This window comes from Pseudoalteromonas sp. Z9A4, assembly GCF_011378845.1.
GTDB classification, from domain to species: domain Bacteria; phylum Pseudomonadota; class Gammaproteobacteria; order Enterobacterales; family Alteromonadaceae; genus Pseudoalteromonas; species Pseudoalteromonas arctica.
In genome coordinates, this window is the sequence record NZ_WTLA01000005.1 from 1 (window position 1) to 25656 (window position 25656).

Genomic DNA, 25656 nt, shown 5'->3' on the forward strand with positions numbered 1-25656 from the left:
CTTACGGTGTACGTTTTTTTTGTACCTTGCTCGGTCAAATCAATTAAAAAGGCCTCTTTTTCTTTATAAAACACGGCTTTTTGAGAAAAATGGGTCGCGGTTATATTATTAAAATCACCAAGCACGGTATCTTTATTGGCTAAAGCCATTGAGTTTGCATGGTCTGACTGTTTCCAATCATGGGTTTGTTGTTGATGACAAGACTGGCACTCATCATTTGCAATCGCTGAAAAACAGCTGCATAAAAAAAGAACAACAAAAAGGCTGTTTTTTATATTTATCATTTTAGAATCCACCTTTAATAGCACACCAATGCATACTTAAAATTAAATAACAGGCCGCAGCTAAGCACACAGTAAATAGGCTTTGCCTTTAAACTGACAATGTTATTAGGCTTAAGTAATAGTGAGAAATTGAAAAATTAATTTCAAAATATCATACATCATATGTTTGCAATATTGTTATGTTTTGTTTAGTGTAGCGATATTGTGATTTATAAACGCATTATTTACAACTCAACCATTAAATTAACTATCCGTAATAGTCTAATATAACCAATATGTTAGCTATGGTGTAATTAATATTTTTAGCTATGTGCTTAACTATTATATTAAATAGGAAACTGTGATGAATAAGCTACTTGTTCTTCTTTCTGTATGTTTAGGCTTTTGCGTTAGTGCTAATGCAATGGCAAAAGCACAAACAGAAAAACCTAATATTGTTTTAATTTTTGCTGATGACGCAGGTTTTGGTGATTTTGGCTTTCAAGGTAGTACGCAGCTTAAAACACCTAATTTAGATAAACTTGCCCAAAGCGGTGTTCGTTTTACTCAAGGTTACGTAAGTGATTCGACTTGCGGTCCTTCACGTGCAGGTTTAATGACGGGTAAGTACCAGCAACGTTTTGGTTACGAAGAAATTAACGTACCAGGTTTTATGAGCGATAACTCAGCACTTAAAGGTGCAGATATGGGCTTGCCATTAGATCAAAAAACAATGGGCGATTATCTTAAAGAGCAGGGCTATAAAACAGCAGTATTTGGTAAGTGGCATTTAGGTGACGCCGACAGGTTTCATCCTTTAAAACGTGGTTTTGATACTTTTTTAGGGTTTAGAGGTGGCGACAGAAGCTACTTTAACTATTCAGAACAAGAAATGAAAAATGGAAACAAACATTTTTTTGATAAAAAATTAGAACGCGACTTTGGTAATTACGAAGAGCCAAAAGAGTACTTAACCGACGAGTTAGGTAAAGAAGCCGCTAAATACATTGAACAAAACAAAGATGAACCCTTTTTTATCTACCTAGCTTTTAACGCGGTACACACTCCGCTTGAATCAGATCCTAAAGATTTAGCTAAGTTTCCAAACTTAACGGGTAAACGTAAAGAGCTTGCTGCAATGACCCTAGGGTTAGACAGAGCCAGTGGTTATGTACTTGATAAACTTAAAGAGCTAGGCTTAGATGACAATACTATTGTGGTTTTTTCAAACGACAACGGTGGCCCATCTGATAAAAACGCCTCAAATAATGCACCACTTGCAGGGACTAAATCAAACCAGTTAGAAGGGGGCATTCGTGTACCATTCTTAATTAGTTGGCCAAAATATATTAAACCAGGTTCGACTTACGACTACCCAGTAAGCACACTAGATTTACTGCCTACTTTTTACAGTGCCGCACAAGGTAAGGCGTTAGGTAATGATATTGATGGCGTTGATTTACTCCCTTATATTCAAGGTAAAAACACAGCACGCCCACATAAAGTGATGTACTGGAAAAAAGAAAACAGAGCTGTAATACGCGATAACGATTGGAAACTTATTCGTTACCCAGACAGACCTGCAGAGCTATACGACCTAAGCACAGACATTAGTGAACAAACAGATTTAGCAGCAAAAAATCCTGAACGTGTTAAAACTATGTTTAAATCATTGTTTGAATGGGAATTAACGTTAGAGCGTCCGCGCTGGTTATTAAAAAGAAAATACGAAAAATACGATATAGACCGCATGGATAAATACCGTTTACCAGCAACTCAACCTTAATAACGCATAGGTAATAATAATGAAAATAGAATCTGTTGAAGCGCTTTTAGGCTGCGTAGGGAAACGTAATCAGCTATTAGTAAAAGTAGTAACCGAATGTGGCATAGTTGGCTGGGGCGAATCGGGCTTATCAAATCGAGAGCAAGCAGTTATTGGCGCGATACATCACTTTGCTGGATTTTTGAAAGGGCAAGATCCGCGTAAAATTGGCCGTATTTGGCAAGAGCTATACCGCAGCCATTATTTTGAAGGGGGCCGTGTAATTACGGCTGCTATTTCAGCCATTGATATTGCTCTTTATGATATTTTAGGTAAGTCACTACAAGTGCCTGTTTATCAGTTGTTAGGGGGCAAACAACGCGAGCACATAGCGTGCTTTGCGTGTTGTTATACAGAGGCCGATCCGGATAAATTTGACGATTTAGTTAAAGAAGCAAAAGCACTTATAGCGCTAGGTTGGACAACAATAAGAGTGATACCGAGTCGTTTTGACGACCCTGTGTTTTTTGAACCACAAGAATCTATAACGCGCACAGCGCGTTGCTTAAATGAGCTGCGTAAAGTACTCGGGCCTGATATTACACTCGGTATTGATTACCACCACAGATTAAGCGTGGCTGAGGCAGCTTCGTTTTGCCAACGTTTAAAGCCCGATACACTTGATTTTATTGAAGAACCGATTCGTCATGAATCTCCTGATGCGTATAAAACGCTGCGTACTTTAACGCATATTCCTTTTGCTATTGGTGAAGAGTTTAGTTCTAAATGGGCAGCTAAGCCTTATATAGAACAAGGGCTTACTCAATATTTACGTGTAGATGTGTGTAACATTGGTGGCTTAACAGAAGCAATGAAAGTGGCTGGTTGGGCTGAGGCACATTATATCGATGTTATGCCACATAACCCGCTTGGCCCTGTGTGTACAGCAGCCACAAATCACTTTGCAGCAGCGCTACCAAATTTAGGCTTAATGGAAACGCACCAAGGCCCGTTTAGTGAGTTTGGCGCCCATGATCCACTTCTTTTTCCTAAGCAGCATGTGTTAACAGGCAATAAGTTTACTATCCCTGAAGTACCTGGTTTAGGTGTTGAAGTGAATGAAGCCGCGTTTAGATTGGCAACCCCTGTAGAAACCGAAGCACCGCATTTATCAAAGCGTGATGGTTCACATACTAACTGGTAACTAGTTTAGAGAATTAAATGAATACACTTACAGCGACTGTTTTTGACAGCACACTAAATTTTGTAGGCGAGGGGCCTTTGTGGCACCCGATCACACAAACGCTTTATTGGGTTGATTTTCCAAACCATATTTTGCACAGCAAAAAAGGCGACCATAAAGTTGAGCAACGCTTAGATGATATGGTTACCGCTCTGGCTTGGGTAAACAATGAAACCTTATTACTAGCAAGTGATAAAGGCCTAAATACCTATAATACCAGCACGCATAAGCAAACTTTTTTGTGCAGCGTTGAAGCAGATAAACCTGACAACCGCAGTAACGATGGGCGTGCCGATCCGTGGGGTGGGTTTTGGATAAGCACAATGCACGGCGATGCTCACGAAAACGAAGGGGCAATATATCGTTTTCACAACGGCGTACTTACTCAAGTTGTTAGTGATTTAACCATACCCAATGGTATTTGTTTTGATAAGTCGCGTGCTAGAGCTTATTACGCAGATTCAAAAACGCAAAAAATTTACCGATTTGACGTCGACTCACTTACGGGTACGCCAATAGGAGAAAGTGTGTTGTTTTTTGACTATTCGAGCTCAGCTGTATCACCTGATGGCGCTGTAATTGATAGCGAAGGCAACATGTGGATTGCACTTTGGGATGGCGCACGTGTAGATTGCATATCGCCCGAAGCTAAGGTAATTCAAAGCTTAGCGACTCAAACACCTCGCCCTACATGCCCAGCGTTTGGCGACGATGGTACAACACTTTACGTAACGTCAGCACAATGTGGCCTAGAAGATACCCCATTTAATGCTATACCTCACGGCGCTACGCTTGCATTTAAAAATGCGGTAAAAGGTGTATTTGAGCCTTGCGTTAAAATAGACGGCTTTTAATTTTACGTATTCACTTTAAATATTAATTTTGTGTTTTTTCCTCTTACATTAATTAGATGTGAGAGGAAAAACACATTGCACATATAAACATCATATGTTTATATTGTTTTTACTAATTCTATCAATGTTATTCTTTTATATGTTGTAGAGCACTCATTACCAACACAGTAAAAGTATAAAAATAAAACTAAGGGTAATACATTGAAAGACACACACACACAATCAACAAAAGCAATTAAGTACTCCCTCATTGCAGCATTTGGCGGATTTGTATTTGGCCTAGACGCGGCCAATATATCGGGGGCGTTACGCTATGTTAGTTCGCAGTTTGAGCTAACCAGTTTACAAACAGGTAATGTAGTGGGTTGCGCCATTGTTGGCGTAATCATCGCACTATTTTTTACAGGTACTTTATGCCAAAAATTTGGTCGTAAAAAGGTACTTATTGGCATTGCTTTAACATATTCACTCTCTACGGTTATTTCTGCTTTTGCGGTAAGTTACCCCATGCTGGTTGTTGGACGCTTTATAGGAGGGGTCGCATTTGCCTCTATAACTGTCTCAGCTATGTATATTGGTGAAATTGCACCCGCTAATAAACGCGGCCAATTTGTATCAGTTAATCAGTTGCTTATAACGTTAGGTAGTTTATTTGCGTTTGTTGTTAATTACTTTTTTGTTAAAAACATGGGCTCAATTGAATGGTTAAATGAAGCCAATATTTGGCGTTATATGCTTGGCTTTGAAATTGTGCCTAATATTATTTGGTTTTCGTTATTAATGACGATTCCTGAATCGCCGCGCTGGTTAATGAGCAAAAAACGTGATGAAGAAGCACGCGCTGTATTCAAAGGTATGGGGATCAATAACGCCGATACCGAAGTAGTACTTAATGATATTAAAGCAACCATTCAAGAAGATTCAAAAAACAGTGCACTAGAGCAACTTAAAGTATTGTTTAGTAAGCCTATGCGTTTTGTTGTGCTACTTGCTGTATGTTACGCGGTAGTGCAGGGCGCAACCGGCATGAACGCCGTATTGTTTTATGCACCTACCGTGTTTGAACAAATAGGTATGAGCGTCGAAAACTCTTTTTTACAAACAATAGTACTTGGTGCGGTATCTGTATTATTTACATTGGTCGCCATATTCTTTGTTGAAAAACTTGGCAGAAGAACATTAACTATTACCGGTTTACTGCTTATTGCTGTTGCGCATGTATCAATTTGGTATGGTTTTGAAAATGCCACGTACTCACTCAACAGTGAAGCAATAACCAAAGTTGCAGAGCAAAAAGTAGATATTACAAAGCTGCACGTTTTCGAAAATAAAATATACAGCACTGATGTTGCGCTAAAAGCAGATCTAGCCACTATTTACAGTAAAAAAGAGCTACCAGTTGTTACCGGTGCAATTATTAATGCTTCTATAAATATTAGTCCTGCGTATGTTTTATTTGGATTATTCGCATTTTTAGCCGCCTTTAATATGTCGATAGGGCCAATAATGTGGGTGATATTCTCGGAGATATTTTCAAGCCGAGTACGCAGTGTTGCGCTACCCTTTGCCGCCTTAGTACAGAGTATTTCTAGCTGGAGTATTCAGCAGTTTTTCCCTTGGCAATTAGAGAACATGGGCGCAGCAAATACGTTTTTATATTACGGAGGCGTCGCTATTGTAGGCTGCATTGTTATGGCATTCATACTTCCCGAAACTAAGGGCAAGTCTATTGAGGCCATTGAACGCGATTTGGTCCCTGGGCTCAATAAATAAGGAATATAACTATGTCATCACGATTATTAAACGAAGTTGCTATTGTCACTGGCGCAGCCGATGGAATTGGAAAAACAGTAGCACGCGTATTTTGTGAGCAAGGCGCTAAAGTGTGTGTTGCTGATATAAATAAAGAAATGGGTGAAAGTGTTGTAGCAGAGCTAAAAAGCAAAGGGTTTGATGCTATTTTTGCTCATACCGATATTAGCGACGAAACGGCTATAAAAAACATGGTTGAAAAAGTAGTTAATGAGCTCGGCAAGCCCAGTATTTTAGTTAATAACGCGGCTTTAATTAGCCCCGGGCGAAACGTAGATGACGTTACGCCACAAATGTGGCGTGATAGCTTTGCGGTTAATGTTGAAGGTATGTGGCAGTGTGCTGTAGCCGTACTTGAGCATATGAAAGAGTTAGGCCGTGGCAGTATTATAAATGTAGGTTCTGTACATTCTTATAAAATTGTACCGGGGTATTTTCCGTATGCGGTAACTAAACATGCGGTTATAGGGTTAACTAAAAACTTAGCCGTTGAATACGCAAAGCACAACATACGAGTAAACGCATTGTGCCCAGGCATGATAGAAACACCTATGGCGTTTAAGTCGTGGGAGCAAACAGACGATCCGCAAGCTTCACGCAAAGCAATGGGCGATGTACATCCTCTAAAACGAAATGGAACAACTGAAGAAATTGCTTACCCAGCCGTGTTTTTAGCCAGTTCAGATTCGAGTTTTATGACAGGGCAAAGCTTAATCATTGATGGTGGCCGTTCTGTAATTTATCACGATTAAAGTGCTTAACTTAACACACTGTAAGGCTCATGGTTTTGAGGCTATTTTGCTAAAAAATAGTGAGCTTGCTATTACAGTTATTCCTCAGTTGGGTGCAAAAGTCATCTCTATTGTAAGCTTAAAACACAATAGAGAGTGGCTTGCTCACGATAAACAAATCACTTTAAAACCTGCAAAAAATAATGACTTTTCTGAGCATGATAGCGGTGGTTGGGATGAATGTTTTCCGGGTATTTCTCCTCAGCTGTACGAACATATCCCCAATAAAACACATTTTTCACATGATCATGGTGAGTTGTGGTGCCAAGCATGGCAAATAACTAATACCCATATTAGCGATGAAGAGATAATACTTAGCTTACAAGCTGAGGTTTTTGACTCTACTTTTACATTTATAAGAACGTTTACCTTAAAAAAACACAGTAAGCGGCTGCTTGTTGATTACCACGTAAAAAATAACACAACTCACAATCTCCCTTTTGTTTGGTCAGCGCATCCTATTTTTGCCATAAAACCAGAGATGCGTATTTTAATAAATAACAAACATATGGAGTTTAAAGTTGATGAAGGGCTAAGTCATTTTTATAACGTTAATAGTGCCTTTATTAACTGGAGTGAGTGCTCAACTAAAGTCCCGCCGCTAAATAAAGTTATGCCCTATAACAGTGGTTTTGCAAGTAAGGTTTTTAGCAAACACTTAAATACGGGCACTCATAAAGATCAAAGTATAATTGTAAAACTGGTTGATGATAAAGCTCAGCAAAGCTGCGGGTTTGAATTTTCATCAACAAACATAAGTCACTTAGGGCTTTGGTTTAATTACAACGGTTGGTCTGCCAATGAGCAGCTACCCCCTTTTGTACTTGGGATAGAACCTTGTATAGGCAATAGCGATTCTTTACACAAAGCCATGGCGAGTGAAGAGGAGGGCTTAATTAAAGGCAATGCTCATAAATCTTGGCATATGAGTTTTTTTGTTAACTAAATGTATTTTGTGTTTGCTCAATCAAACATCATATGTTTAAATAGTTATTATGTATTAAGGCCTGTGTGTCTTACTTTAGTCATTTAGCCCTTAGGGTGTTGTAGATAATAATGGAGCGACAGAATGCTTTCTAAACAACTGTATATTGGTGGAAAATTAATAACGAGTGACGCAACGACCGAAATTATTAATCCTGCAACACTCGAAGTTGTAGGCGAAATTTCGGCTGCAGGTATTAATGAAGCAAACATGGCCTTAGAGTCTGCGCAAGAAGCATTTTCAAGTTGGTCAACAACGCCTGCAACAGAGCGTGCTCAATGGATGCTTAAACTGCGTGATGCAGTAATTGCAAACGAGCAACACTTACGTGAATGCGTACATTTAGAAATGGCTAAACCATGGCAGTCAACCGCTGACGACTTTCAAATGTTAGTTGATAGCCTTAATTTTTACGCTGATGCCATTGTTAATATCGCCGATGAAGAATTAAAAGATAATGAAGGTACACACAGCCACGTTCTTTCGCGTGAGCCTGTTGGTGTAGCGGCTGCATTTTTAGCATGGAATTTTCCATTATTAAATTTGGCTTATAAATTAGGGCCAGCAATGGCTGCGGGTTGTCCGCTTGTAGTAAAACCGTCAAGCAAAACGCCTTTGTCTGCTTATGCTGTAGGCGAATTATGTGAAAAAATCGGCTTGCCAGCAGGTGTGGTTAACATACTTTCGGGCACAGATAGCACCGTAGGCGATGCTATTTCAGCGTCAACTATTCCCTCTGTACTTACTTTAATTGGTTCTACTAATGTGGGTAAGCATGTAATTGCAACAGGTGCTACGTCAATCAAGCGTTATTCAATGGAGCTTGGTGGTAATGCACCTGCCATTGTATGTAGCGATGCAAATTTAGATAACGCAGCCGATGTGATTTGTGGCGTTAAGTTTGCCAACGCAGGGCAAATTTGTGTTACCCCAAATCGTGTATTTGTACACGAAAGCGTTGCTGATGAATTTATTGAAAAAGTACTTACTCGTGCAAAAGCAGTAAAAGTTGGTTTTGATAAAAACGAGGCCATTGATATGGGCCCTGTTATGGATGCTAGCTCATGGCAACGTATTGATGAACTAGTTAAAGATGCACAGCAAAAAGGCGCACAATTGCAATTAGGTGGTAAAAAACCTACAGGCGTTAATGGGTATTTTTACGAACCAACCGTACTTACAAATGTAGATTCGAGCATGAATCTATACAAAGACGAAATATTTGGCCCTGTTATTAGTATTATTACGTTTAGTGATAACGAACAGGTACTTAGCGATGCAAATGACACGGACGCTGGTTTAAGTTCATTTATTTTTAGTAGTAACGAAGAGACTATTTCTTACTTTGCAAAACATTTACGCTTTGGCGAAGTACAAGTAAACGGCATTAAATACAGCATTAATTTACCTCATTTTGGTATTAAGCAATCGGGCGTGGGTGTTGATTGTTCGTTGTTAGCTTTAGATGACTACCTTGCATATAAACGTGTTTCTCGCGCGTTAAAGGTTTAAGGAACAGACTATGAAAATCACACAAATTATTAGCCACGTTTTACAGTACGACCTAGAAGAAGAACTTGGTTATTCGCAGCAGTATTACGCTAAACGTACCGCACATTTAGTTGAAGTTCGTACGGATATCGGTATTACAGGTTGGGGCGAATGTTTTGGCGGTGGCGGCGTTGCGTTTGCCAATAAAACAATTGTTGAGCATGTAATTCAGCCTATGATTTTGGGCATGGACCCACTCGACAGAGAAGTGATTTGGCATAAAGTTTATAACTTACTGCGCGATCATGGCCAAAAAGGCATGCCTATTCAGTCTTTATCTGGTGTAGATATTGCTCTGTGGGACATTGCAGGTAAATTTTTAGATCAACCCGTTTATAAGTTACTAGGGGGGGCTTTTAGAGACCGCATTCCGGCTTATGGTTACGGCATGATGCTACAAAAATTTCCAAACCTGGAAGAGCGCTTTACCGAAGAAAGCCAACGCATTAAAGAAATGGGCTTTACGGCCATGAAAATGAAAATAGGCCTTTCGCCAGACCGCGATATAAAGCTTGTTGAAGCTGTACGTAAAGGTATTGGCCGCGATATGCGCTTAATGGTTGACGCTAACCATGCATATACAGCGCGCGAAGCTATTCCGCTAGGTCGAGAGCTGCAAAATTTAGGCGTGTACTGGTTTGAAGAACCGGTTGCACCAGAGGATCATCAAGGCTATCGCGATTTATGTGAAGCACTTGATATGAGCATTGCCGGTGGCGAAGCCGAATTTACCCGCTGGGGCTTTAGAGACTTAATTAAAAACCGCTGCGTTGATTTACTCCAGCCAGAAGTGTGTGCGCTCGGTGGTATTACCGAATATCAAAAAGTATTAGCTATGGCACACGCGCATTTTGTGCCTGTTATAAACCATGTGTGGGGTTCGGCTATTGCGGTAGGTACTAATCTACATTTATTAGCTGCGTTACCTGATTTACCAGGTGCTGCACACCCAGTACAACCTATGCTTGAGTACGATACAACGCCAAACTTATTTAGAGAGCAGTTATTGCAAGAGTCTCTAAATATTAACGAGCAAGTTAAAAATAACAACGGAACAGTTGCGCTACCACAAGGTCCAGGCCTTGGTATTGAGCCCGACCTTGATTTTATTAAACATTACGAAGTATCAATTTAATAAATAAGGGCAAGGCTTATGAGCGATAACAAAAGCAACTTACCAGCATTAATTGTGGTTGATTGGGGAAGCTCTAACTTTAGAGCTTTTTTAGTCGATGGCAAAGGCAGCATTTTAGATACTGTTAATGGTGAACAGGGCGTACTTTGTATTAAAAATGACTGTTTAGAAACCGTATTACTTAGTTATATATCAGGCTGGTTATCAAAGCATAAAATGCCGATTATTATGGCGGGTATGGTAGGCGGTGCTATAGGTTGGCAAGATACAGGCTATGTAAATGCGCCAGCTAATCTCGGTAGTATGAGCGTAAACCTTTGTAAAGCAAATAATAAAGCAGGCTTACAAATTAGTATTGTGCCGGGTGTTAAATACGTTATGGAAAATAATGTATGCGATGTAATGCGCGGTGAAGAAGTACAAGTATTTGGCGCTGTATTAGATGTAGAGCAAACAGCGGGTGAGCTAAGTAATCAAACATTGAGTGAGACTATGTTTTGCCTACCCGGTACTCACTCTAAGTGGGTTCAAGTTGCAAAAGATACTGACCAAAAAACGGTTATTACAAGTCTTAGTACGTTCATGACCGGCGAAATGTTTGATTTATTGACTAAACAAAGCATTTTAGGTGAAGGGCTAGAGTCACTAGATAAAACACCAACAGATATGCCAAGTTTTTTAAAAGGCGTTGGTGTTAGTCAAGTTCAGAGCAGTTTATTAAGTGCATTATTTAGTGCGCGTACTTTAAAGCTAGATAAACAATTAACGCTGCAAAACGTACCTAGTTACTTATCTGGTTTACTTATTGGCGCTGAGCTTGCGGGTATTAAAAGTAAGCTAAACGACATTAAGCATGTTTATTTAATTGGTAACTCAAGTTTAAACACTCTCTATTGTGAAGCATTAAAAGAACTCGGCTTCACTTCTTCTATTTTAAACAGTGCTACGGCATCTACTAAAGGCATGTTTACACTAGCTGTACAGGCCGGTCTTTTAACTAAAAAGGAAACTCAATTATGTCATTAATTACGTTAACTCATGCTATGAAGCAACTACCACTGATTGCTATTTTACGCGGTATTACACCAAATGAAGTGCTTGATTATGCAAAAGTACTTATTGATATTGGTTACCGCGTTATTGAGGTGCCACTTAATTCTCCTGAGGCATTAAAAAGTATTAAGTTATTAAGTGATAAATACGCAGATATAGCCATTATTGGCGCGGGCACGGTTGTTACTAAAGACGAAGTTGATCAGGTAATTGAAGCGGGTGGGCGTATTATTATATCGCCGCATAGCGATGTAGAGGTGATCCGTTATAGTAAATTAAAAGGATTATACAGCGTACCAGGATTTTATACACCCACTGAAGGTTTTGCTGCACTGCATGCTGGTGCCGACGCGCTTAAGTTATTTCCAGCAGATACAGCTGGCCCAAAAGGCTTAAAAGCAATTACAACAGTGCTTTCGGGTATTGATATTTACCCTGTGGGCGGTGTATCGCCTCAAAACCAGGATGAATTTGTTAATGCTGGGGCATCGGGTTTTGGTTTAGGAAGCGGCTTGTATAAATCAGGAATGGGTTTAGAAGAATTTACGACTAATGCTAAAAATTATGCTGAATATTATCTTTAATTAATTTTTAATAAAATTGCGATAAAACGTTGTTGTGCTTGCATCGCTACTCATCATTCCTCTCACAATAAATGATGAGTTAGCGGTGCTATTTAAAATAAATTAAATATCCATTAACTTAGCTAAATTTGATTTAGCATCAGCTAAAAGCTTTTCTGTAAGGGCTTGTGCTTTTTCGCTATTACCGGTGGCAATAGCATCAAATACTTCTCTGTGAAACGGAATAGAAGCATGATTACTTTGTGCACTTTGGTTTGTTACTTTAATACTCACAAGCAACGCTGAAAAAATAACGCATTCCATCGAAATAAATAGCTCATTATGAGAAGCGCGTAAAATAGCGCCATGAAAATGTGCATCAGCAATAACAAACTTATCTAAATCGCTTACCGAGCTTTGCATTTCATTTAATGCATCTTCAATGGCTTTAATATCTTCAGGCTCTGCGCGAAGCGCTGCAACACTGGCTGCTTTGGGCTCAAATGCTAAACGAAATTCCATTAATTGAGTTAAAAACTCAGGATTAAGTGGGGCGCTTAAATGCCACGCAAGAACATCGTCGTCAAGCAACGCCCAGTTATCACGGGTTTTTACGCGAGTGCCAATGCCTCTGCGTACATCTAAAAGCCCTTTACCAACAAGAATTTTTACTGCATCACGAACAACAACTCGACTTACTTGAAAACGTTCAGCTAAACGGTTTTCATCATCAATCAGTGTGCCAGGAGTATATGTGCCAGCAACAATTCTACGGCCTAATTCTTTAGCTACCTGTACCGGTAAGCTAGGTGACATGGCACTGCTGCGTCTTAGATCGTAGTATGTTAATTCGCTCATAGTATCTTAGTGTCCGTATTATTTATTTATACGTACTATTTATATGAATTTGCGACAATAAACAATGGCTATTTGTTATTTACTGTCGCAGAAAGACGAAAGCTGGCATCTTTTAGGAGTTTTTCGGTGAGAAATTCGGCTTTATCGCCATCTTTTGCAGCAATGGCTTCGTACACTTCACGATGAAACGGAATAGATGCACCGTTATCGCGCGGGTCTTTATTTGTTACTTTAATACTAACTAAAAGTGCAGAATAAATAACGCCTTCCATAGAAGCTAAAAAGCTATTTTGCGCTGCTTTTATAATGGCCTTATGAAATAAAGAATCAGCAATAATAAAATCTTCTACGCTGTTATCTGTTTTAGCCATGCGCTCGCATGCGGCTGCAATTTCAATTAAATCCTCAGGGCGCGCACGTTCAGCTGCCCAACGTGCTGCTTTTGGCTCAAAGGCTAGGCGCACGTCCATTAATTGCTCTAAAAATTTACGATTAGGTGGTGCTGACAAATGCCATGCTAATACGTCATCGTCTAGCATATTCCATCTATCACGAGGTAGTACACGCGTACCAATACCTCTGCGTACATCAAGTAGGCCTTTGCTTACCAAGATTTTTACCGCGTCGCGTACTACTACACGGCTTACTTGGTAGCGTTTAGCGAGTGCATCTTCATCATCAATTAAACTGCCGGCTTCAAATGATCCAGACACAATGCGTCTGCCAATTTCTTTAGCCACTTGAACAGAAAGGCTTGCTGCCATTCCTGATGTTTGTTTTAGGTCGTAATATATAAGTTCGCTCATATCTTTAATATAAACATATTATGTTTGACTGGTCAATGTAATGTGCACAAAATAGGGGGAGTGGTAACTAATTTTAATCGTTGTTTATATGTTTAAAACTGACATAGTGGGAATATAATAAAGATCGCTGATGAGCGATCTTTATAGCAATTTGGGTTATTTCAATAAAGCGTTAAAACTTAGCGCGTATACCTATACGGTAACGCGGACCAGTATATTGGGTATTAATAACGCGCTCTTTTACATCGGCATATTGATAGGTACGTTCATCAGTTATATTTATTGCTTCGCCTGTTAGCGTAAAGTTATCGTTAACCGCATAAGACATACTAAAGTCGAGCTGACCATAAGCCGCAGTATGCTCTGGTAATCCACCACTGCGTATACCAGCTCGGCTACTTAAAAAGTCATCTCGCCAGTTGTAGGCTAAACGCGCTTGAAATGCATTTTTGTCGTAGTAGGCAACAATGTTATAAGAGTTTTCGGCAAATCCCTCTAATTTATCACCTGGGTCGGTCACACCTGGAAGCTCTATTTTTTGTGTGTTTTTATTTGTAGTATCAGCCCATGTATAGTTTGCTTGCACACCTAAGCCATTTAAAAAGCTCGGTAAATAATCCATATTATGTTGTACAGCAAGTTCTACTCCAGTAATTGAGCCGCCTGATTGGTTTTGTTTAGTATTAATAGTTTCGTTTACATTGCCGTATCCATCAATACTGACTGATGAATCAACATATTGCGACCCATCCCAAATATCAGGCGTATTATCTAGATAAGTTATTTGTGCAATTGTGCTAGATATATCCTTTTTGAAAAAGTTAACCGCGTAAGAATCGCCGCTATCACTATAATATTCAAAAGATAAATCGTATTGATTAGCCTTATAGGGTGCTAAATAAGGATTGCCACCTGTTTGAGAAAAGCTACCTGCTTGCATATCGGTATACGTTGTTTGTACGCCAATGTCGTCAATGGCAGGGCGCGACATAACTTTAGCCGCTGCGGCTCTTACCAATAAGTTATCACTTAAATTAATACTAAAATTAGCGCTAGGTAACCAGTTAGTGTAACTATTTTTGGCTTTAAGGCTTCCTGAGTCTGTGTAATCAACAACTAATAAAGGTTGGCCATTATCAAGCTCGCCCGTATAACCTAGGCGCCTTTTACCGTAACCGCTTGAGCTTGTATCCGTTTTTACATAACGGACTCCCACATTACCGCGCCAATCGTAATCACCAATTAAGCCGCTGAGATTAAACTGCGAATAAGCACTTATTTTCTCTTCGGTGACGCTTGATGATGCGATTTCGTTATATTGCTCGTTTGGCCAATTTGGATTTTTGGTCATATCACGAATAGCGCTATGGTATTTATTTATATCAGCAAACAAAAAGTCACGCGGAAAATTACCTGGCTCACTACTTAAAAAATCTGAATAGGGACTTGCTGAAAATATGTCATCAGGCATATCTCTAAGTTCGCCACAAATATCGGCATTCGGTGCTACTAAACCACAGTTATCTTCATGGAATGTTTCAAAGCGATCCCTTACTTTTTCGCGATCTGAATACGCAATACCAAAATCGATTGAATCTAAGGTTAGGCTTTCAGCAAACTCTAAATCGAGTAAGTATTTCCCTTTTGTTTGCAGCTCCGTAATAGTGTCTTCTAATTCGTAATGTGAAACTTGATTCCAATGTGCTCTCACGCTTGTCGGCGAAGCATAATCAATGGTTGTGTCTAAATTAACGGTATCAGTGTTTCTAAAATCAAAATTTAAACTGTCGTTTCGCTCCGGTGAAATATAATTAGGAACTAATAAGTCGCTACGCGGCGTTGATTTTGATGTTGAATGGCTTATATCAAACTCAAGCGTTAATACATCAAATTCTTTTACAGAATTAAACCCAAATGCCTGTGTTTTTGATTTTGACTCCAGCTCTTGAAATAAACCATCAATTCTAAAATCAACATTTTCACCAGTTCCGCCCAGTGTTTTACCCGAAAACTTAGTGCCTGATAAAATAGTACCGTTGTCTGATACAACCACATTTCGCCAATTAGGATACTGTAAGCCGGCTTGCAAACCTTGAGTTTGAGTTTCTACTGAGAGATCCGTATACATGTAATCAAAGGTATTTGTAAAAGTTGAATCTGGTGCCCACTGAAAACTGGTATTAATGCCTGTACGTTCGCGATGCTCTTGCCCTAATGCGTATTCAATTCGCCCGGCATGGCGAAGCATAGTTGGTGTAACCACATTGCCATCTAAATTATGAATATCGCCTTCAATAACTCCCGGCTCATTATTGAGTAATAACCAACGGGTTGTACCCATTGAATCGTATCGGTTATCACTTTTTTGTTGTGAAAGGGCAATATTAAAACCAAATGTTTCATTAGCAAACGTATTGCTAAATAACGCAGAGTATTCAGGACTCGTCTCGCCAGAAAGTTCACTGTATTTGGCATTTATAGAGCCAAGTACATGTAATCCAGGATTATCTAATGGGCGTGCTGTTTTAACGTTGACATAAGCACCAATACTGCCTTCAGGCGTTTTAGCTGTAGGTGACTTAACGACATCAGCACCCGATATTAGCTCAGCTGCTAATACTTGAAAATCAAACGAGCGACCAATTTCAGAAGTAGCTAATGTGCGCCCGTTTAATGTAACAACGTTAAATTCTGGGCCAAAACCACGAACGGTTATTTTTGAGCCCTCACCATTTACACGGTTAATTGAAACGCCAGGAACACGTTGTAAAGACTCAGCCACATTTTGATCGGGAAACTTACCAATATCCTCAGCAACAATACTATCTTGAACACTATCGCTGTAACGTTTTAGAGATGATGCGGCCTCTAGACTTGAACGAACACCCGTTACAACAATGACTTCAGTATCGTCTTTTACTTTATCGTTTGTAGCAGCTTGAGCAAATGAACAGCTTGAGAGAGCGGCTAAAACACCGAGTGCAATTTTTTTCTTTGAACGCATAGTGATCTCCATATATTTGTGTGTTGTGTCGTCAGATAAAGTTCAACCTTTGAGAGTTTACTCATTTAACAAGAAGTAAATTCGCAAAAGAATAACGTTCGACAAATCTAAACATCATATGTTTAATTGTCAAGAACACTGTTATTATTGCTATGCAAATTACTTTCAATAGCAAAAAAAGGAACTACAGTGGATAACTCAATCTTGCTTGAACATATCGCTAAGCATTTACTAAATAAAAGAGAGCAAGGTATTGCGATACCTGACTTATCATCAGATATAACACTTAATTCTATAGACGACGTTTTAGCAGTTCAGAAGTTGATGATTAAGCTAAATAATCAAAAAGTGTATGGTTGGAAATGTATGCTTCCATCAGGTGATGGCACGATTACTCTCGCGCCGCTTTTGCATGCACCGGTTAAATCTATGGAACGTTGTGCTCTTTTTACAAAAAATAATAAAGCGCTCATTGAGCCAGAAATTGCATTTGTGCTAAACAAAGACCTAGCAAGCTATGAAGAATATAAAAATGAGGAAATAGATAATGCTATTGGTAGCGCCCATTTAGCGTTGGAGCTTATTCAGAACAGATTTCCAGAGGGTTATCAAGCAACACACTATGAAAAATTGGCCGATGGATTATCTAATCAAGGTGTATATTTAGGCCCTAAAGTAGACGTTAAAAAAGCATATGAGAGCAGTGATATAAATATTGATGTTAAACAGGGCGAAGATTTCCAAAGCTATGCGGGGACGCATCCTGCAGGTTTGCCGCAGCTTCCTTTATATTGGGCTATTAACTTTTTAACGGAAAATGGGTTTGAATTAAAAGCAGGACATATCTTTATTACCGGCTCTTATAACGGTCTAATGCAATTAGATATAAATAAAAAAACATCAATAAAGTACGAAGGTTTAGGAGAGATTACAGTCGAATTTTCATGTTGATACATTGAGGTTCTGTAGGTTAGCAAACGCTTTTAAATTACGTTGTACAGCTAACCTACACGTGTATTTTGATTTTACGGTAAAAGAAAAGTTAAATTATTTAAATATCCAGTACGCTGTCTAAACGCCCTTCAAAATAAATAGCTAGTTAGGATAAGCAGAGACTCTAATTATGAATTGGCATCGTCCTACATATTCTCTGACGCATTTAATATGCCTGCGTACAATAATTTCAGTAAGCTATTTTCATTAGGGAGTGCCCTTTGGTTTGGTTAATTTTCTGAACTGATGATGTACTGCTTCCACTGCATTGGTGGAATAGATAATCTTCCGGATGCGCTCTGGGTACTTAAAGTAATGGGGTAATTTATGCCATTTCCTATGCTAAGAATTAATGACTAATGGATAAGCATTTCCCCATTTAGCCTCTAACTCATCAAGTGCGAGTTGAGCTTATTCCTAACTGACTGCTTTATAGACAGGTTTCAAATCAGCCATAAATGCTTTTTGATTCTTAGACGCTACGTATTTCATTGAGTTACGGATTTGATGAATTACGCATAGCTGAGTTTCGGTTTCTGGGAAAATAGTCGCAATGGCCTCAGGAAAACCTGTTAACTCATCAACACAGGTAATAAAAATATCCTTAACACACGATTACTAAGATCAGTAAGCACTGAAAGCTAGTAATCAAGTGTTGACTTTGCCTCTGGCTGACAAAACATTATTGAGGTGATGTAATCTAGTGGATTAATTTGTTAGATTTCGTTTTTTGATGTTGTTGTCCAATTGATTTTTTCCAGCCATTAAGAATTCTTCTGTGCATAATATCCAGTAAGAAACTAAGGATATCTACAATTAATTAAATCAACTCTGTTAAGCGTGACTGCTTGGATTTTTACGTTTATAGAATAGGGGTCATAGGATATTTCATGAAATGACACGGAAAATATTAGGGTAGTGGTCACCTGATTTGAAATTTTTGGTTTGGAATTTGTGATTTGAGGTTTGTGAATTTGCAAGGGTAGGGGTCTAATTTTGAGGAAGATTAAAGAGCTAAAAAAGTGGTTTGGGCGCTTGGGCACAAGTTTGGGCACAAATCGATAAAAACTGGAATTTTTAGGATGATCTTTTGAGGCTTGGCTCTCGTTATTTTAAAATTTTGAATACAAAATAATAAAAAAACTAAGAATTTAATTTTCAACAAAAAATTAAACGAGTAGATTGAATAGGATTTTTAACTGTTTGAAATATAGAGTTTAATTGGTACGACCGAGTGGATTCGAACCACCGACCTCTACCATGTCAAGGTAGCGCTCTAACCAGCTGAGCTACGGTCGTACAATTTTTTTAGGATTTTTAAATGTTGGTACGACTGAGTGGATTCGAACCACCGACCCCTACCATGTCAAGGTAGTGCTCTAACCAACTGAGCTACAGTCGTACAATTTTTGAATTCTTAAATAAATTTATTCTGTGATATTAGAATAAATTTGGTACGACTGAGTGGATTCGAACTACTGACCTTTGGACCGGGTGATCAAGAGTAGGTAGTGCTTTTTCCTTCAGATGTACTTTTATTTATTTTACTTAAATTTTGGTACGACTGAGTGGATTCGAACCACCGACCCCTACCATGTCAAGGTAGTGCTCTAACCAACTGAGCTACAGTCGTATTACTTTATTTAAGTAGGTGTTAATTGCTTAACAACGGCGGCTAATATATAGCGTGGCGGTTGGTGAATCAAGCAAGTTTGTTGTTTTTGAGTTTATTTGCCGTTTTTTTATTCATATTGGGCTTATTTCACACGTTTTATAAAAACCTTGCCACCAAACCACATGTTTTTTAGCTGAGCTTTTTAGTAAGTTCAGTAAGTTACTTGCTGAGCCCGTTTTGACTAAGTTATTAATTTGAGGGCTTGAGATACTTTCGTTAAACCAAAGCTCATTATAAAGCGGTTGTAGTGCCTCTAGATAACCAGTTAACTGCGCTTGATAGGGCTGAATTTCTTTTAGGTAAAACTTTTGAAATACGTTGCTTATGATTTTTGCGTTTTTATTATTTTTATCCTGAGGGCACAGCGTATTCAAGTTTAATGTTTTTACAAACTGCGTGGCGTTGTTATTTAACACTACTTGCTTGCGGACTGATTGAATGAGTGCTTGGTTAAATTGAAATTTATTAAGCTGCTCGAGTGCACTAAAAATAGAATCGCTATTAATTTCACTAAATTCTTTAGCGTTTATTTGCTGCTTAATGAGTACAAGTTGCTTTAGTGCAAATACGGTATCGCTAAAACCAGCGGGTTCAGTAGTAAGCTCGTTTGAGGTGAGTTGCCAGGTACGATTTAACTCAGGCTCTTTAAATAACATGGTGTTAAAAAAGTGCATTAGGTGTGTTTCTTTGTAGTTTTTGGCTGCGAGTATTTTTGTGTAACTAGGACTATTTTTATCAAGCGTGTTTAAGCAAACCTGTGCACTTTTAATAAAGTTTATTTGATATTTTAATTGCCCAGCAGCGCTGGCGGTTTTTCCTAATTGGTTATTGTGCTCACTTATAAGCACGTTAAGCTTACATTGGCTAATGCCTGCAAGCTCAACAATGCTCAGCGTTAAGTCACTTTGTGCTATTGGGGTAGGCTGCAGTAAGGGGAGTTGTTTGAGTGGCGCAGGCTGTGTTGGGCTTGTATCAACTGTGCTACTTAAGCGTTCAATATAAGTAACGTTTATACTACTTTGTGGTTTGTTGCAGCCAGTAAGCGTTAAAAAACACATTACCAGCAAAGCAGCTGGTAGTGTTTTAAGGCTGAGTTTGTTAGTTTTGATTGAGTGCATCAATTTTAAGAAATTCATATTTTAGACGTTTTTTTACCGTTAGCATTAATAAAATAGCAGCGACACTAAGACCTACTATTATCCCAGTCCAGAAACCGTGTGGCCCCATAGCTGGCACAATTATGTCTGTTCTTGCCAATACGTAACCTAAACAAAAGCCGATTAACCAATACGATATAAACGTAATATACGATATAGGCGTGGTGTATTTTAACCCACGGAGTATGCCATTTGCTGCAACTTGCAGTGCATCAGGTAATTGGTAAATACACGCTAAAATCATAATTGATGAAGCCAATGCCATAACAGCGGGGCTGTCAGTATACAGTTGGCTAATTAAATCACGACCGGCAAACGTAATAAGTGCTAAAAATAACGCCACAGCAATGGCTAAAATATAGCTGGTAGAAACCGCAACTTTTAATTGAGTCATGTTCTTTTGGCCGTATAAGTTACCTATACGAATGCTGATAGCGATTGATAGGCTCAGTGGCATCATAAACAGCAATGTAGTTACACTGGCTGCTATTTGATGCCCCGATATAGCTACTGCACCTAAATGCGCTATAAATAGCGGTATACACGCAAATAAAGTGACTTCAAAAAAGGTGGCGAGTGAAATTGGTATACCTAACTTAGTAATAATACCAATGGTAGTGAAATTAGGTTTTTCGAATGATGAAAGCAGGCCTTTAGCATCTACTTTTTTACTCATTTGGCAGTAAGTGACTTGCGCTATTGCCATAACAGTTAAAACAATTGCAGTGGCAATGCCACAGCCTGCGCCGCCATAAGCAGGAAAACCAAATAAGCCATTTATGAAAATATAATTTACCGGAATATTAACAGCTAAACCTAATAGGCTTATGTAAAACGCGGGCTTGGTCATTCCCATGCCTTCGGTAACGTTTCTGTATACCGTAAAAATTAAAAATCCAAATACACCCCATTTCACAAAGTGAATGTAGTCAATGGCAAGGTTTGCAATTGCAGGCGTTGTATCGAGCTTAAAAATAATAGCATCTGCTAAATGGGCAATTCCAAAGCCTGTAAAGCTCAAAATAGCGGTTAAATAAAGCGCTTGTTGAAAATAGTGGCTAATGCCTTTGCGGTCATCACTACCCGAAAACTGCGCAATAATACCGGTAAGCGCTAATAAAATACCTTGAAGGCCAAGTAATAATGGGTTCCATATTCCTGTTGCAATAGACAGTGCAGCTAAGTCAGTAGGGCTAACTTGGCCTGCCATAATTGTGTCGACGACCGACATTAAAATAAGTGTAACTTGCGCTAAAAAAACAGGTAAAGCGAGGGAAAGTAAACGCTTGGCTTCCCAATTGCAAAAGGTCATAAAAACAGCTAGTTGATAAAATAGGGCGTAATTGTAATCTATTGGGGTTTAAATAAAAATCACAGTAGTGAATGATTTTATGAGTTGATACGTTAAACTAGCACTTTGTAATAATTTAAAGTGATTTTATGTTTACAGGAATAGTGCAAACGCAAGCTACGGTGGTCTCTAATACTCAAACAGACGGTGTTTTACGCTTAGTTGTATCGGTGAGCGATGAGTACGTTAAGCATTTAGATTTAGGCGCAAGTATTGCTATTAATGGCTGTTGTTTAACAGTTGTGCAAGTTGAGCTAAGTAATCACGATGTGGTAGCGCAAGTGCATTTTGATGTGATTGACGAAACCCTAAAGTTAACTAATTTAGGACTGCTTGAGTTAGGTAGTTTAGTTAATTACGAACGCTCTGTTACGTTTGGTACTGAGCTAGGTGGGCATATAGTGTCTGGGCATATTCATTGTACGTCACAAATTTCTCAAATAGTGAAGCTTGAGAACAACTGCAAAATACAACTCAGTTTGCCAAAAGAGTGGCAAAAGTATGTGTTATATAAAGGGTTTGTTGCGATAAATGGCGCAAGCTTAACCGTGGGCGAAGTTGATGAACAAGGTTTTTGGTTACACCTAATTCCGGAAACGCTCGCCATTACAAACATTGGTGCAGCGCAAGTGGGTGACAAGTTTAATATTGAAGTTGATCAGCAAACTTACACTATTGTAAATACGGTAGAAAACTACTTACGCCATCAGGCTTAAGTTAAAATATTTGTTCGTCGTCACTGTCTACGTGTAGCTCTAACTTATTGTTAGCATGATCTATATGCATATTTAAATGAATTGGGTTACAGCAGGCAGTGCAATCTTCTATGTAGTCTTGATCGCCCATGCTTGCGTCTAAGTCTAAATGTATGTGGTGTCCGCAGTGTGGGCACGTTATTCGTTGTGATAAAAAATCTTTCATAATCACTCCAGTTATAAATAATTAAGTTAGATTCAACTTAATCGCTTACAGATGAACGCCTACTTACTCATTAAATATAGTGCTGAAATGCAGCTTATGACACTTATTTTATACCTTCAAATACCAGCTTTTCTATATGTTGTTTAGCTTCAGTAAGATAGTGACCGGCAAAGATGTTAGCGTGATTTAAAATAGGGTATAGCTGGTATATTAACTTACGTTTTTCGTAATTTTGAGAAAGCGGGTAGTGCTGGTTATAGGCGCTATAAAAGTCTTTTGGAAGTGGCGCAAATAGTTCGCTCATTGCAATATCCACTTCCCGATCACCATAATAACAAGCGGGGTTAAATACCGTTGGCTCTGCTTTTAAAAAGCCCATATTGCCTCGCCAAAAATCGCCATGCAGTAATGAGGGCTCAACTTGATGACTATGCAGCTGTTCTTTAACGGCATTAATTAAACGCTCGGGTTCAATAAAGTTAATGCCTTTTTCAGCGAGTAACTGTAATTGCCACCCTATACGTTCTTCGGCGTAAAATACATCCCATTTTTTATGCCAGCGATTAGGTTGTATAGTAGTGGCTATGTAGTTGTCTACATCAAAACCAAACATGGCTTGGTCGTGTTTTTGATGCATTTTAGCGAGGCTGCTTCCCATAGTTGCCCACGTGTTGTGGGGTTGTTTATCTAAAACAAGCCACTGTAAAACAATAAACGAAAACTCTATATTTGCACCGGTTGTAATACATTCAGGGACTTTAAAATTACTATTTTGCGCTAAAAGCTTTAAGCCAATAAATTCACTTTCTAAACGCTCGAGTTCGCTTTTTAATGCTATTTTAACGAAGAAGTTATGCGTACCATTGGTAATATGAAATAGTTTGTCGGTATTTGTACTTTGTAATTGGCGTTTATAGGTGTGTTTAAAGTCAAAATTAATGGCTTGGCTGATGTGCTCATTTACTGTTTTCCACATAACAATTGCTCGCCTTTTAAACAGATACTTAAACTATGGCAAAAAGGTATTAATTTAACAATCTAAACGTTGTAAAATTAACGACTATATTGCATAAAAATTACACTTACTGTAATGGAGTAAAAATGAACAAAAGTTTAATAACCAATTTGCTAGCGGGTTTATGTGTTGTTGTAGGTTTTATGTTTAACCAAGTAATTGTGTTATCAGTTGGTTTATTTGCACTTTCTGGCGCGGTAACTAATTTATTAGCGATTCATATGTTGTTCGAAAAAGTCCCGTTTTTATATGGCTCGGGTGTTATAGCGCTTAAGTTTGAAAGCTTTAAAGTAGCTATACGAAACCTAATATTAACGGAGTTTTTTTCAGAGCAAAAAATTGATAATTTACTCAATAAAGCGCAGCCCAATATCGATTTTGAGCCAATAATTAGTAATGTTGATTTAAACCCCGCATTCGACAATTTGTTAGAGGTAATAGAGCAATCTCAGTTTGGTAGCATGTTAGGTATGTTTGGCGGCACTGCAGCAATAGAGCCAATGCGTGAAAAGTTTATTGAAAAAATGCAATTGTCGCTTAGTGAGATTTCTCAAACTGACGACTTTAAAGCATTAGTAACCCAAACGCTTTCACAAGGTAATAGTGCAGAGAGCCTACATAAAACAGTACTTAAATTAGTTGATGAGCGCCTAGATGAGCTTACCCCTAAAATGGTTAAAGAGATTATTCAAACCATGATCCATGAGCACTTAGGCTGGCTTGTAGTGTGGGGTGGTGTGTTTGGTGGCTTGTTTGGTTTAATTGCGGCCGTGATTTAAATATAGCTACTGATACCAATTTTAAAAAAATCATTCTATCGCATTAAATAGCGCACTTACTGCGTTAAAAATTGTTCGTGTACGAGTGCATGGATGCAGGAGGTAGAGCAATGCAGGGAGCAATTAGTGATAGCAACTACACGTTATAATTTCGCCTTATTATTGCGCTACTTTATTAGCGCAATAATAGATAACTAATTTAATGCAATTGGTATGACTTATTTTTTCAGGCTGTTATTATCGCCCCCATAATTTAGTCGTGTTTTTTAGGAGCAACGGTGAGCAAAACGTTAGCCAGTTATTATCAGCAAGCATACGCTTGCGATCAGCAGCATTTTAACCAGTGTTTTTATTGTGGCTGTGAAGCGACAGAGCGCGACCATTGTCCGCCGCTGCATATGCTACAAAGCATTGTTGATTTAGGTGAAGAAGCTGATTTTATATCTATTCCTGCGTGTTATGAGTGTCATGCACTTTTACATAACGAAAGGCTGATGACGATTGATGAGCGTTTCACTAAAATGAAGAAAAAGCTTGCCACTAAATACGCAAAACCTCTGCGTGTTTATAACATGTGGGAAGAAAACGAACTTGGCGATATGAGCGATGAGTTTGCGCATAGTATTCAAGCGGGTATGAAATTAGGAAAAGAAGCCGCTGAGCGTTTAGCGTTTACTGGTTTTAGCTATGCCACAGAAGATGCCAAAGTAGCAGTACGTGAAAAAACAAAAGAGTTTGATGTAGAAGGCATGATATTTACTGACTTTAAAGAGGCGCTAAATTACTGCATTAATGATTTAAACGTACAAAAAAGTGACTTTTATAAAATTTTGGTTGAAGACTACCAAGGGGATTTTAATAAAGCGCTAAGCCAGTATCGTCATCGTCATGACAAAGTGACAGCGGCTAAAGACGGTAATACAATTATTAAAGATTTTTCTAAGTTACATAAGCAAAACTCTGATTTTGTAACGCGTACGGTTAAGCACTTTATTAGTAAAGATCCATCGCTTACAACCGAAGGTGCGCTTGAAAAGTTGTATAACAATTATATAAAGAAATAATTACAGATATTCATCTTA

General features: G+C 38.7%; 22 protein-coding genes, 3 tRNA genes and 1 pseudogene. 14 read left to right on the forward strand and 12 right to left on the reverse strand.

All coding sequences use genetic code 11. From position 1 onward, the window contains the following. Positions 1-284: cytochrome c family protein (locus GQR54_RS05545; RefSeq protein WP_240918881.1), on the reverse strand; the 284-nt coding region annotated here is incomplete at its 3' end. Positions 285-627: 343 nt separating this feature from the next. On the opposite strand from GQR54_RS05545, the gene GQR54_RS05550 reads away from it, so the two are divergent. From GQR54_RS05550 to GQR54_RS05595, 10 genes are all read left to right on the forward strand, one after another. Continuing rightward, on the forward strand, positions 628-2049 hold the full coding sequence (locus GQR54_RS05550; protein ID WP_166376803.1) for a sulfatase: 1422 nt from the start codon (positions 628-630) through the stop codon (positions 2047-2049). A gap of 19 nt (positions 2050-2068) precedes the next feature. Then, the gene (locus GQR54_RS05555; protein ID WP_055255562.1) at positions 2069-3232 is read left to right on the forward strand and encodes a mandelate racemase/muconate lactonizing enzyme family protein; all 1164 of its coding nucleotides are present in this window, start codon (positions 2069-2071) and stop codon (positions 3230-3232) included. Between the two features lie 17 nt (positions 3233-3249). Further along, the gene (locus tag GQR54_RS05560) at positions 3250-4125 is read left to right on the forward strand and encodes an SMP-30/gluconolactonase/LRE family protein (RefSeq protein ID WP_024594145.1); all 876 of its coding nucleotides are present in this window, start codon (positions 3250-3252) and stop codon (positions 4123-4125) included. A gap of 201 nt (positions 4126-4326) precedes the next feature. Beyond that, positions 4327-5898 carry a sugar porter family MFS transporter gene (locus GQR54_RS05565; protein WP_024594146.1) on the forward strand — a complete coding sequence of 524 codons (1572 nt, stop codon included), beginning with the start codon at positions 4327-4329 and terminating at the stop codon, positions 5896-5898. Between the two features lie 11 nt (positions 5899-5909). Further along, positions 5910-6689, forward strand: coding sequence for a glucose 1-dehydrogenase (locus GQR54_RS05570; protein WP_024594147.1), 780 nt, complete (start codon positions 5910-5912; stop codon positions 6687-6689). A gap of 1 nt (position 6690) precedes the next feature. Continuing rightward, positions 6691-7674 (forward strand): hypothetical protein, encoded by a 984-nt coding sequence (locus GQR54_RS05575; protein ID WP_024594148.1) that lies wholly within the window; start codon positions 6691-6693, stop codon positions 7672-7674. 123 nt (positions 7675-7797) lie between these two features. Then, positions 7798-9225, forward strand: coding sequence for an NAD-dependent succinate-semialdehyde dehydrogenase (locus GQR54_RS05580; RefSeq protein WP_024594149.1), 1428 nt, complete (start codon positions 7798-7800; stop codon positions 9223-9225). A 10-nt stretch (positions 9226-9235) separates the two neighbouring features. Continuing rightward, on the forward strand, positions 9236-10399 hold the full coding sequence (locus tag GQR54_RS05585) for a mandelate racemase/muconate lactonizing enzyme family protein (RefSeq protein WP_024594150.1): 1164 nt from the start codon (positions 9236-9238) through the stop codon (positions 10397-10399). Positions 10400-10417: 18 nt separating this feature from the next. After that, complete coding sequence (locus tag GQR54_RS05590; protein WP_024594151.1) at positions 10418-11425, forward strand: 2-dehydro-3-deoxygalactonokinase; 1008 nt, start codon at positions 10418-10420, stop codon at positions 11423-11425. After that, on the forward strand, positions 11416-12036 hold the full coding sequence (locus GQR54_RS05595; protein ID WP_024594152.1) for a 2-dehydro-3-deoxy-6-phosphogalactonate aldolase: 621 nt from the start codon (positions 11416-11418) through the stop codon (positions 12034-12036). The genes GQR54_RS05590 and GQR54_RS05595 overlap by 10 nt, the downstream gene beginning before the upstream one ends. Positions 12037-12138: 102 nt before the next feature. Here the strand turns inward: GQR54_RS05595 and GQR54_RS05600 are convergent, their stop codons facing one another. From GQR54_RS05600 to GQR54_RS05610, 3 genes are all read right to left on the reverse strand, one after another. Then, on the reverse strand, positions 12139-12873 hold the full coding sequence (locus GQR54_RS05600; protein ID WP_165739260.1) for a FadR/GntR family transcriptional regulator: 735 nt from the start codon (positions 12871-12873) through the stop codon (positions 12139-12141). A 68-nt stretch (positions 12874-12941) separates the two neighbouring features. Next, positions 12942-13679, reverse strand: a complete 738-nt coding sequence (locus GQR54_RS05605; protein ID WP_024594154.1) for a FadR/GntR family transcriptional regulator — start codon at positions 13677-13679, stop codon at positions 12942-12944. Between the two features lie 172 nt (positions 13680-13851). Further along, positions 13852-16683, reverse strand: a complete 2832-nt coding sequence (locus tag GQR54_RS05610; RefSeq protein WP_166376805.1) for a TonB-dependent receptor — start codon at positions 16681-16683, stop codon at positions 13852-13854. 189 nt (positions 16684-16872) lie between these two features. On the opposite strand from GQR54_RS05610, the gene GQR54_RS05615 reads away from it, so the two are divergent. Continuing rightward, positions 16873-17634 (forward strand): 2-keto-4-pentenoate hydratase, encoded by a 762-nt coding sequence (locus tag GQR54_RS05615; protein ID WP_166376806.1) that lies wholly within the window; start codon positions 16873-16875, stop codon positions 17632-17634. A gap of 148 nt (positions 17635-17782) precedes the next feature. Here the strand turns inward: GQR54_RS05615 and GQR54_RS05620 are convergent. From GQR54_RS05620 to GQR54_RS05645, 6 genes and pseudogenes are all read right to left on the reverse strand, one after another. Continuing rightward, positions 17783-18326, reverse strand: a pseudogene (locus GQR54_RS05620) (transposase); the annotation flags it as partial. A gap of 572 nt (positions 18327-18898) precedes the next feature. Beyond that, positions 18899-18975, reverse strand: a tRNA-Val gene (locus GQR54_RS05625). A gap of 26 nt (positions 18976-19001) precedes the next feature. Continuing rightward, positions 19002-19078, reverse strand: a tRNA-Val gene (locus GQR54_RS05630). 154 nt (positions 19079-19232) lie between these two features. After that, positions 19233-19309, reverse strand: a tRNA-Val gene (locus tag GQR54_RS05635). Between the two features lie 113 nt (positions 19310-19422). Further along, a complete protein-coding gene (locus tag GQR54_RS05640; RefSeq protein ID WP_166376807.1) occupies positions 19423-20487 on the reverse strand; it encodes a DUF3080 family protein in 1065 nt (354 codons plus the stop codon). Beyond that, complete coding sequence (locus tag GQR54_RS05645; protein ID WP_007585131.1) at positions 20450-21820, reverse strand: MATE family efflux transporter; 1371 nt, start codon at positions 21818-21820, stop codon at positions 20450-20452. Before GQR54_RS05645 ends, GQR54_RS05640 begins: the two co-directional genes overlap by 38 nt. Positions 21821-21948: 128 nt before the next feature. Here GQR54_RS05645 and GQR54_RS05650 point away from each other — a divergent pair, with 128 nt between their 5' ends. Then, a complete protein-coding gene (locus GQR54_RS05650; RefSeq protein ID WP_166376808.1) occupies positions 21949-22575 on the forward strand; it encodes a riboflavin synthase subunit alpha in 627 nt (208 codons plus the stop codon). A 1-nt stretch (position 22576) separates the two neighbouring features. Here the strand turns inward: GQR54_RS05650 and GQR54_RS05655 are convergent, their stop codons facing one another. After that, positions 22577-22780: a CPXCG motif-containing cysteine-rich protein gene (locus GQR54_RS05655; protein ID WP_008166246.1), complete on the reverse strand. Its 204-nt coding sequence runs from the start codon at positions 22778-22780 to the stop codon at positions 22577-22579. A gap of 103 nt (positions 22781-22883) precedes the next feature. Next, the gene (locus tag GQR54_RS05660; protein ID WP_101163040.1) at positions 22884-23756 is read right to left on the reverse strand and encodes a fructosamine kinase family protein; all 873 of its coding nucleotides are present in this window, start codon (positions 23754-23756) and stop codon (positions 22884-22886) included. A gap of 125 nt (positions 23757-23881) precedes the next feature. On the opposite strand from GQR54_RS05660, the gene GQR54_RS05665 reads away from it, so the two are divergent. Together GQR54_RS05665 and GQR54_RS05670 are read left to right on the forward strand one after the other, a co-directional pair. Next, positions 23882-24574 carry a DUF445 domain-containing protein gene (locus GQR54_RS05665; protein WP_166376809.1) on the forward strand — a complete coding sequence of 231 codons (693 nt, stop codon included), beginning with the start codon at positions 23882-23884 and terminating at the stop codon, positions 24572-24574. Positions 24575-24852: 278 nt separating this feature from the next. Continuing rightward, the gene (locus GQR54_RS05670) at positions 24853-25638 is read left to right on the forward strand and encodes a hypothetical protein (RefSeq protein WP_007585117.1); all 786 of its coding nucleotides are present in this window, start codon (positions 24853-24855) and stop codon (positions 25636-25638) included. Positions 25639-25656: the final 18 nt, after the last annotated feature.

Coding starts and splice junctions, on each gene's coding strand:
- GQR54_RS05550 (WP_166376803.1), top strand. CDS start 628: ATGAATAAGCTACTTGTTCTTCTTTCTGTATGTTTAGGCTTTTGCGTT.
- GQR54_RS05555 (WP_055255562.1), top strand. CDS start 2,069: ATGAAAATAGAATCTGTTGAAGCGCTTTTAGGCTGCGTAGGGAAACGT.
- GQR54_RS05560 (WP_024594145.1), top strand. CDS start 3,250: ATGAATACACTTACAGCGACTGTTTTTGACAGCACACTAAATTTTGTA.
- GQR54_RS05570 (WP_024594147.1), top strand. CDS start 5,910: ATGTCATCACGATTATTAAACGAAGTTGCTATTGTCACTGGCGCAGCC.
- GQR54_RS05580 (WP_024594149.1), top strand. CDS start 7,798: ATGCTTTCTAAACAACTGTATATTGGTGGAAAATTAATAACGAGTGAC.
- GQR54_RS05585 (WP_024594150.1), top strand. CDS start 9,236: ATGAAAATCACACAAATTATTAGCCACGTTTTACAGTACGACCTAGAA.
- GQR54_RS05590 (WP_024594151.1), top strand. CDS start 10,418: ATGAGCGATAACAAAAGCAACTTACCAGCATTAATTGTGGTTGATTGG.
- GQR54_RS05595 (WP_024594152.1), top strand. CDS start 11,416: ATGTCATTAATTACGTTAACTCATGCTATGAAGCAACTACCACTGATT.
- GQR54_RS05600 (WP_165739260.1), bottom strand. CDS start 12,873: ATGAGCGAATTAACATACTACGATCTAAGACGCAGCAGTGCCATGTCA.
- GQR54_RS05605 (WP_024594154.1), bottom strand. CDS start 13,679: ATGAGCGAACTTATATATTACGACCTAAAACAAACATCAGGAATGGCA.
- GQR54_RS05610 (WP_166376805.1), bottom strand. CDS start 16,683: ATGCGTTCAAAGAAAAAAATTGCACTCGGTGTTTTAGCCGCTCTCTCA.
- GQR54_RS05640 (WP_166376807.1), bottom strand. CDS start 20,487: ATGAATTTCTTAAAATTGATGCACTCAATCAAAACTAACAAACTCAGC.
- GQR54_RS05645 (WP_007585131.1), bottom strand. CDS start 21,820: ATGACCTTTTGCAATTGGGAAGCCAAGCGTTTACTTTCCCTCGCTTTA.
- GQR54_RS05650 (WP_166376808.1), top strand. CDS start 21,949: ATGTTTACAGGAATAGTGCAAACGCAAGCTACGGTGGTCTCTAATACT.
- GQR54_RS05655 (WP_008166246.1), bottom strand. CDS start 22,780: ATGAAAGATTTTTTATCACAACGAATAACGTGCCCACACTGCGGACAC.
- GQR54_RS05660 (WP_101163040.1), bottom strand. CDS start 23,756: ATGTGGAAAACAGTAAATGAGCACATCAGCCAAGCCATTAATTTTGAC.
- GQR54_RS05665 (WP_166376809.1), top strand. CDS start 23,882: ATGAACAAAAGTTTAATAACCAATTTGCTAGCGGGTTTATGTGTTGTT.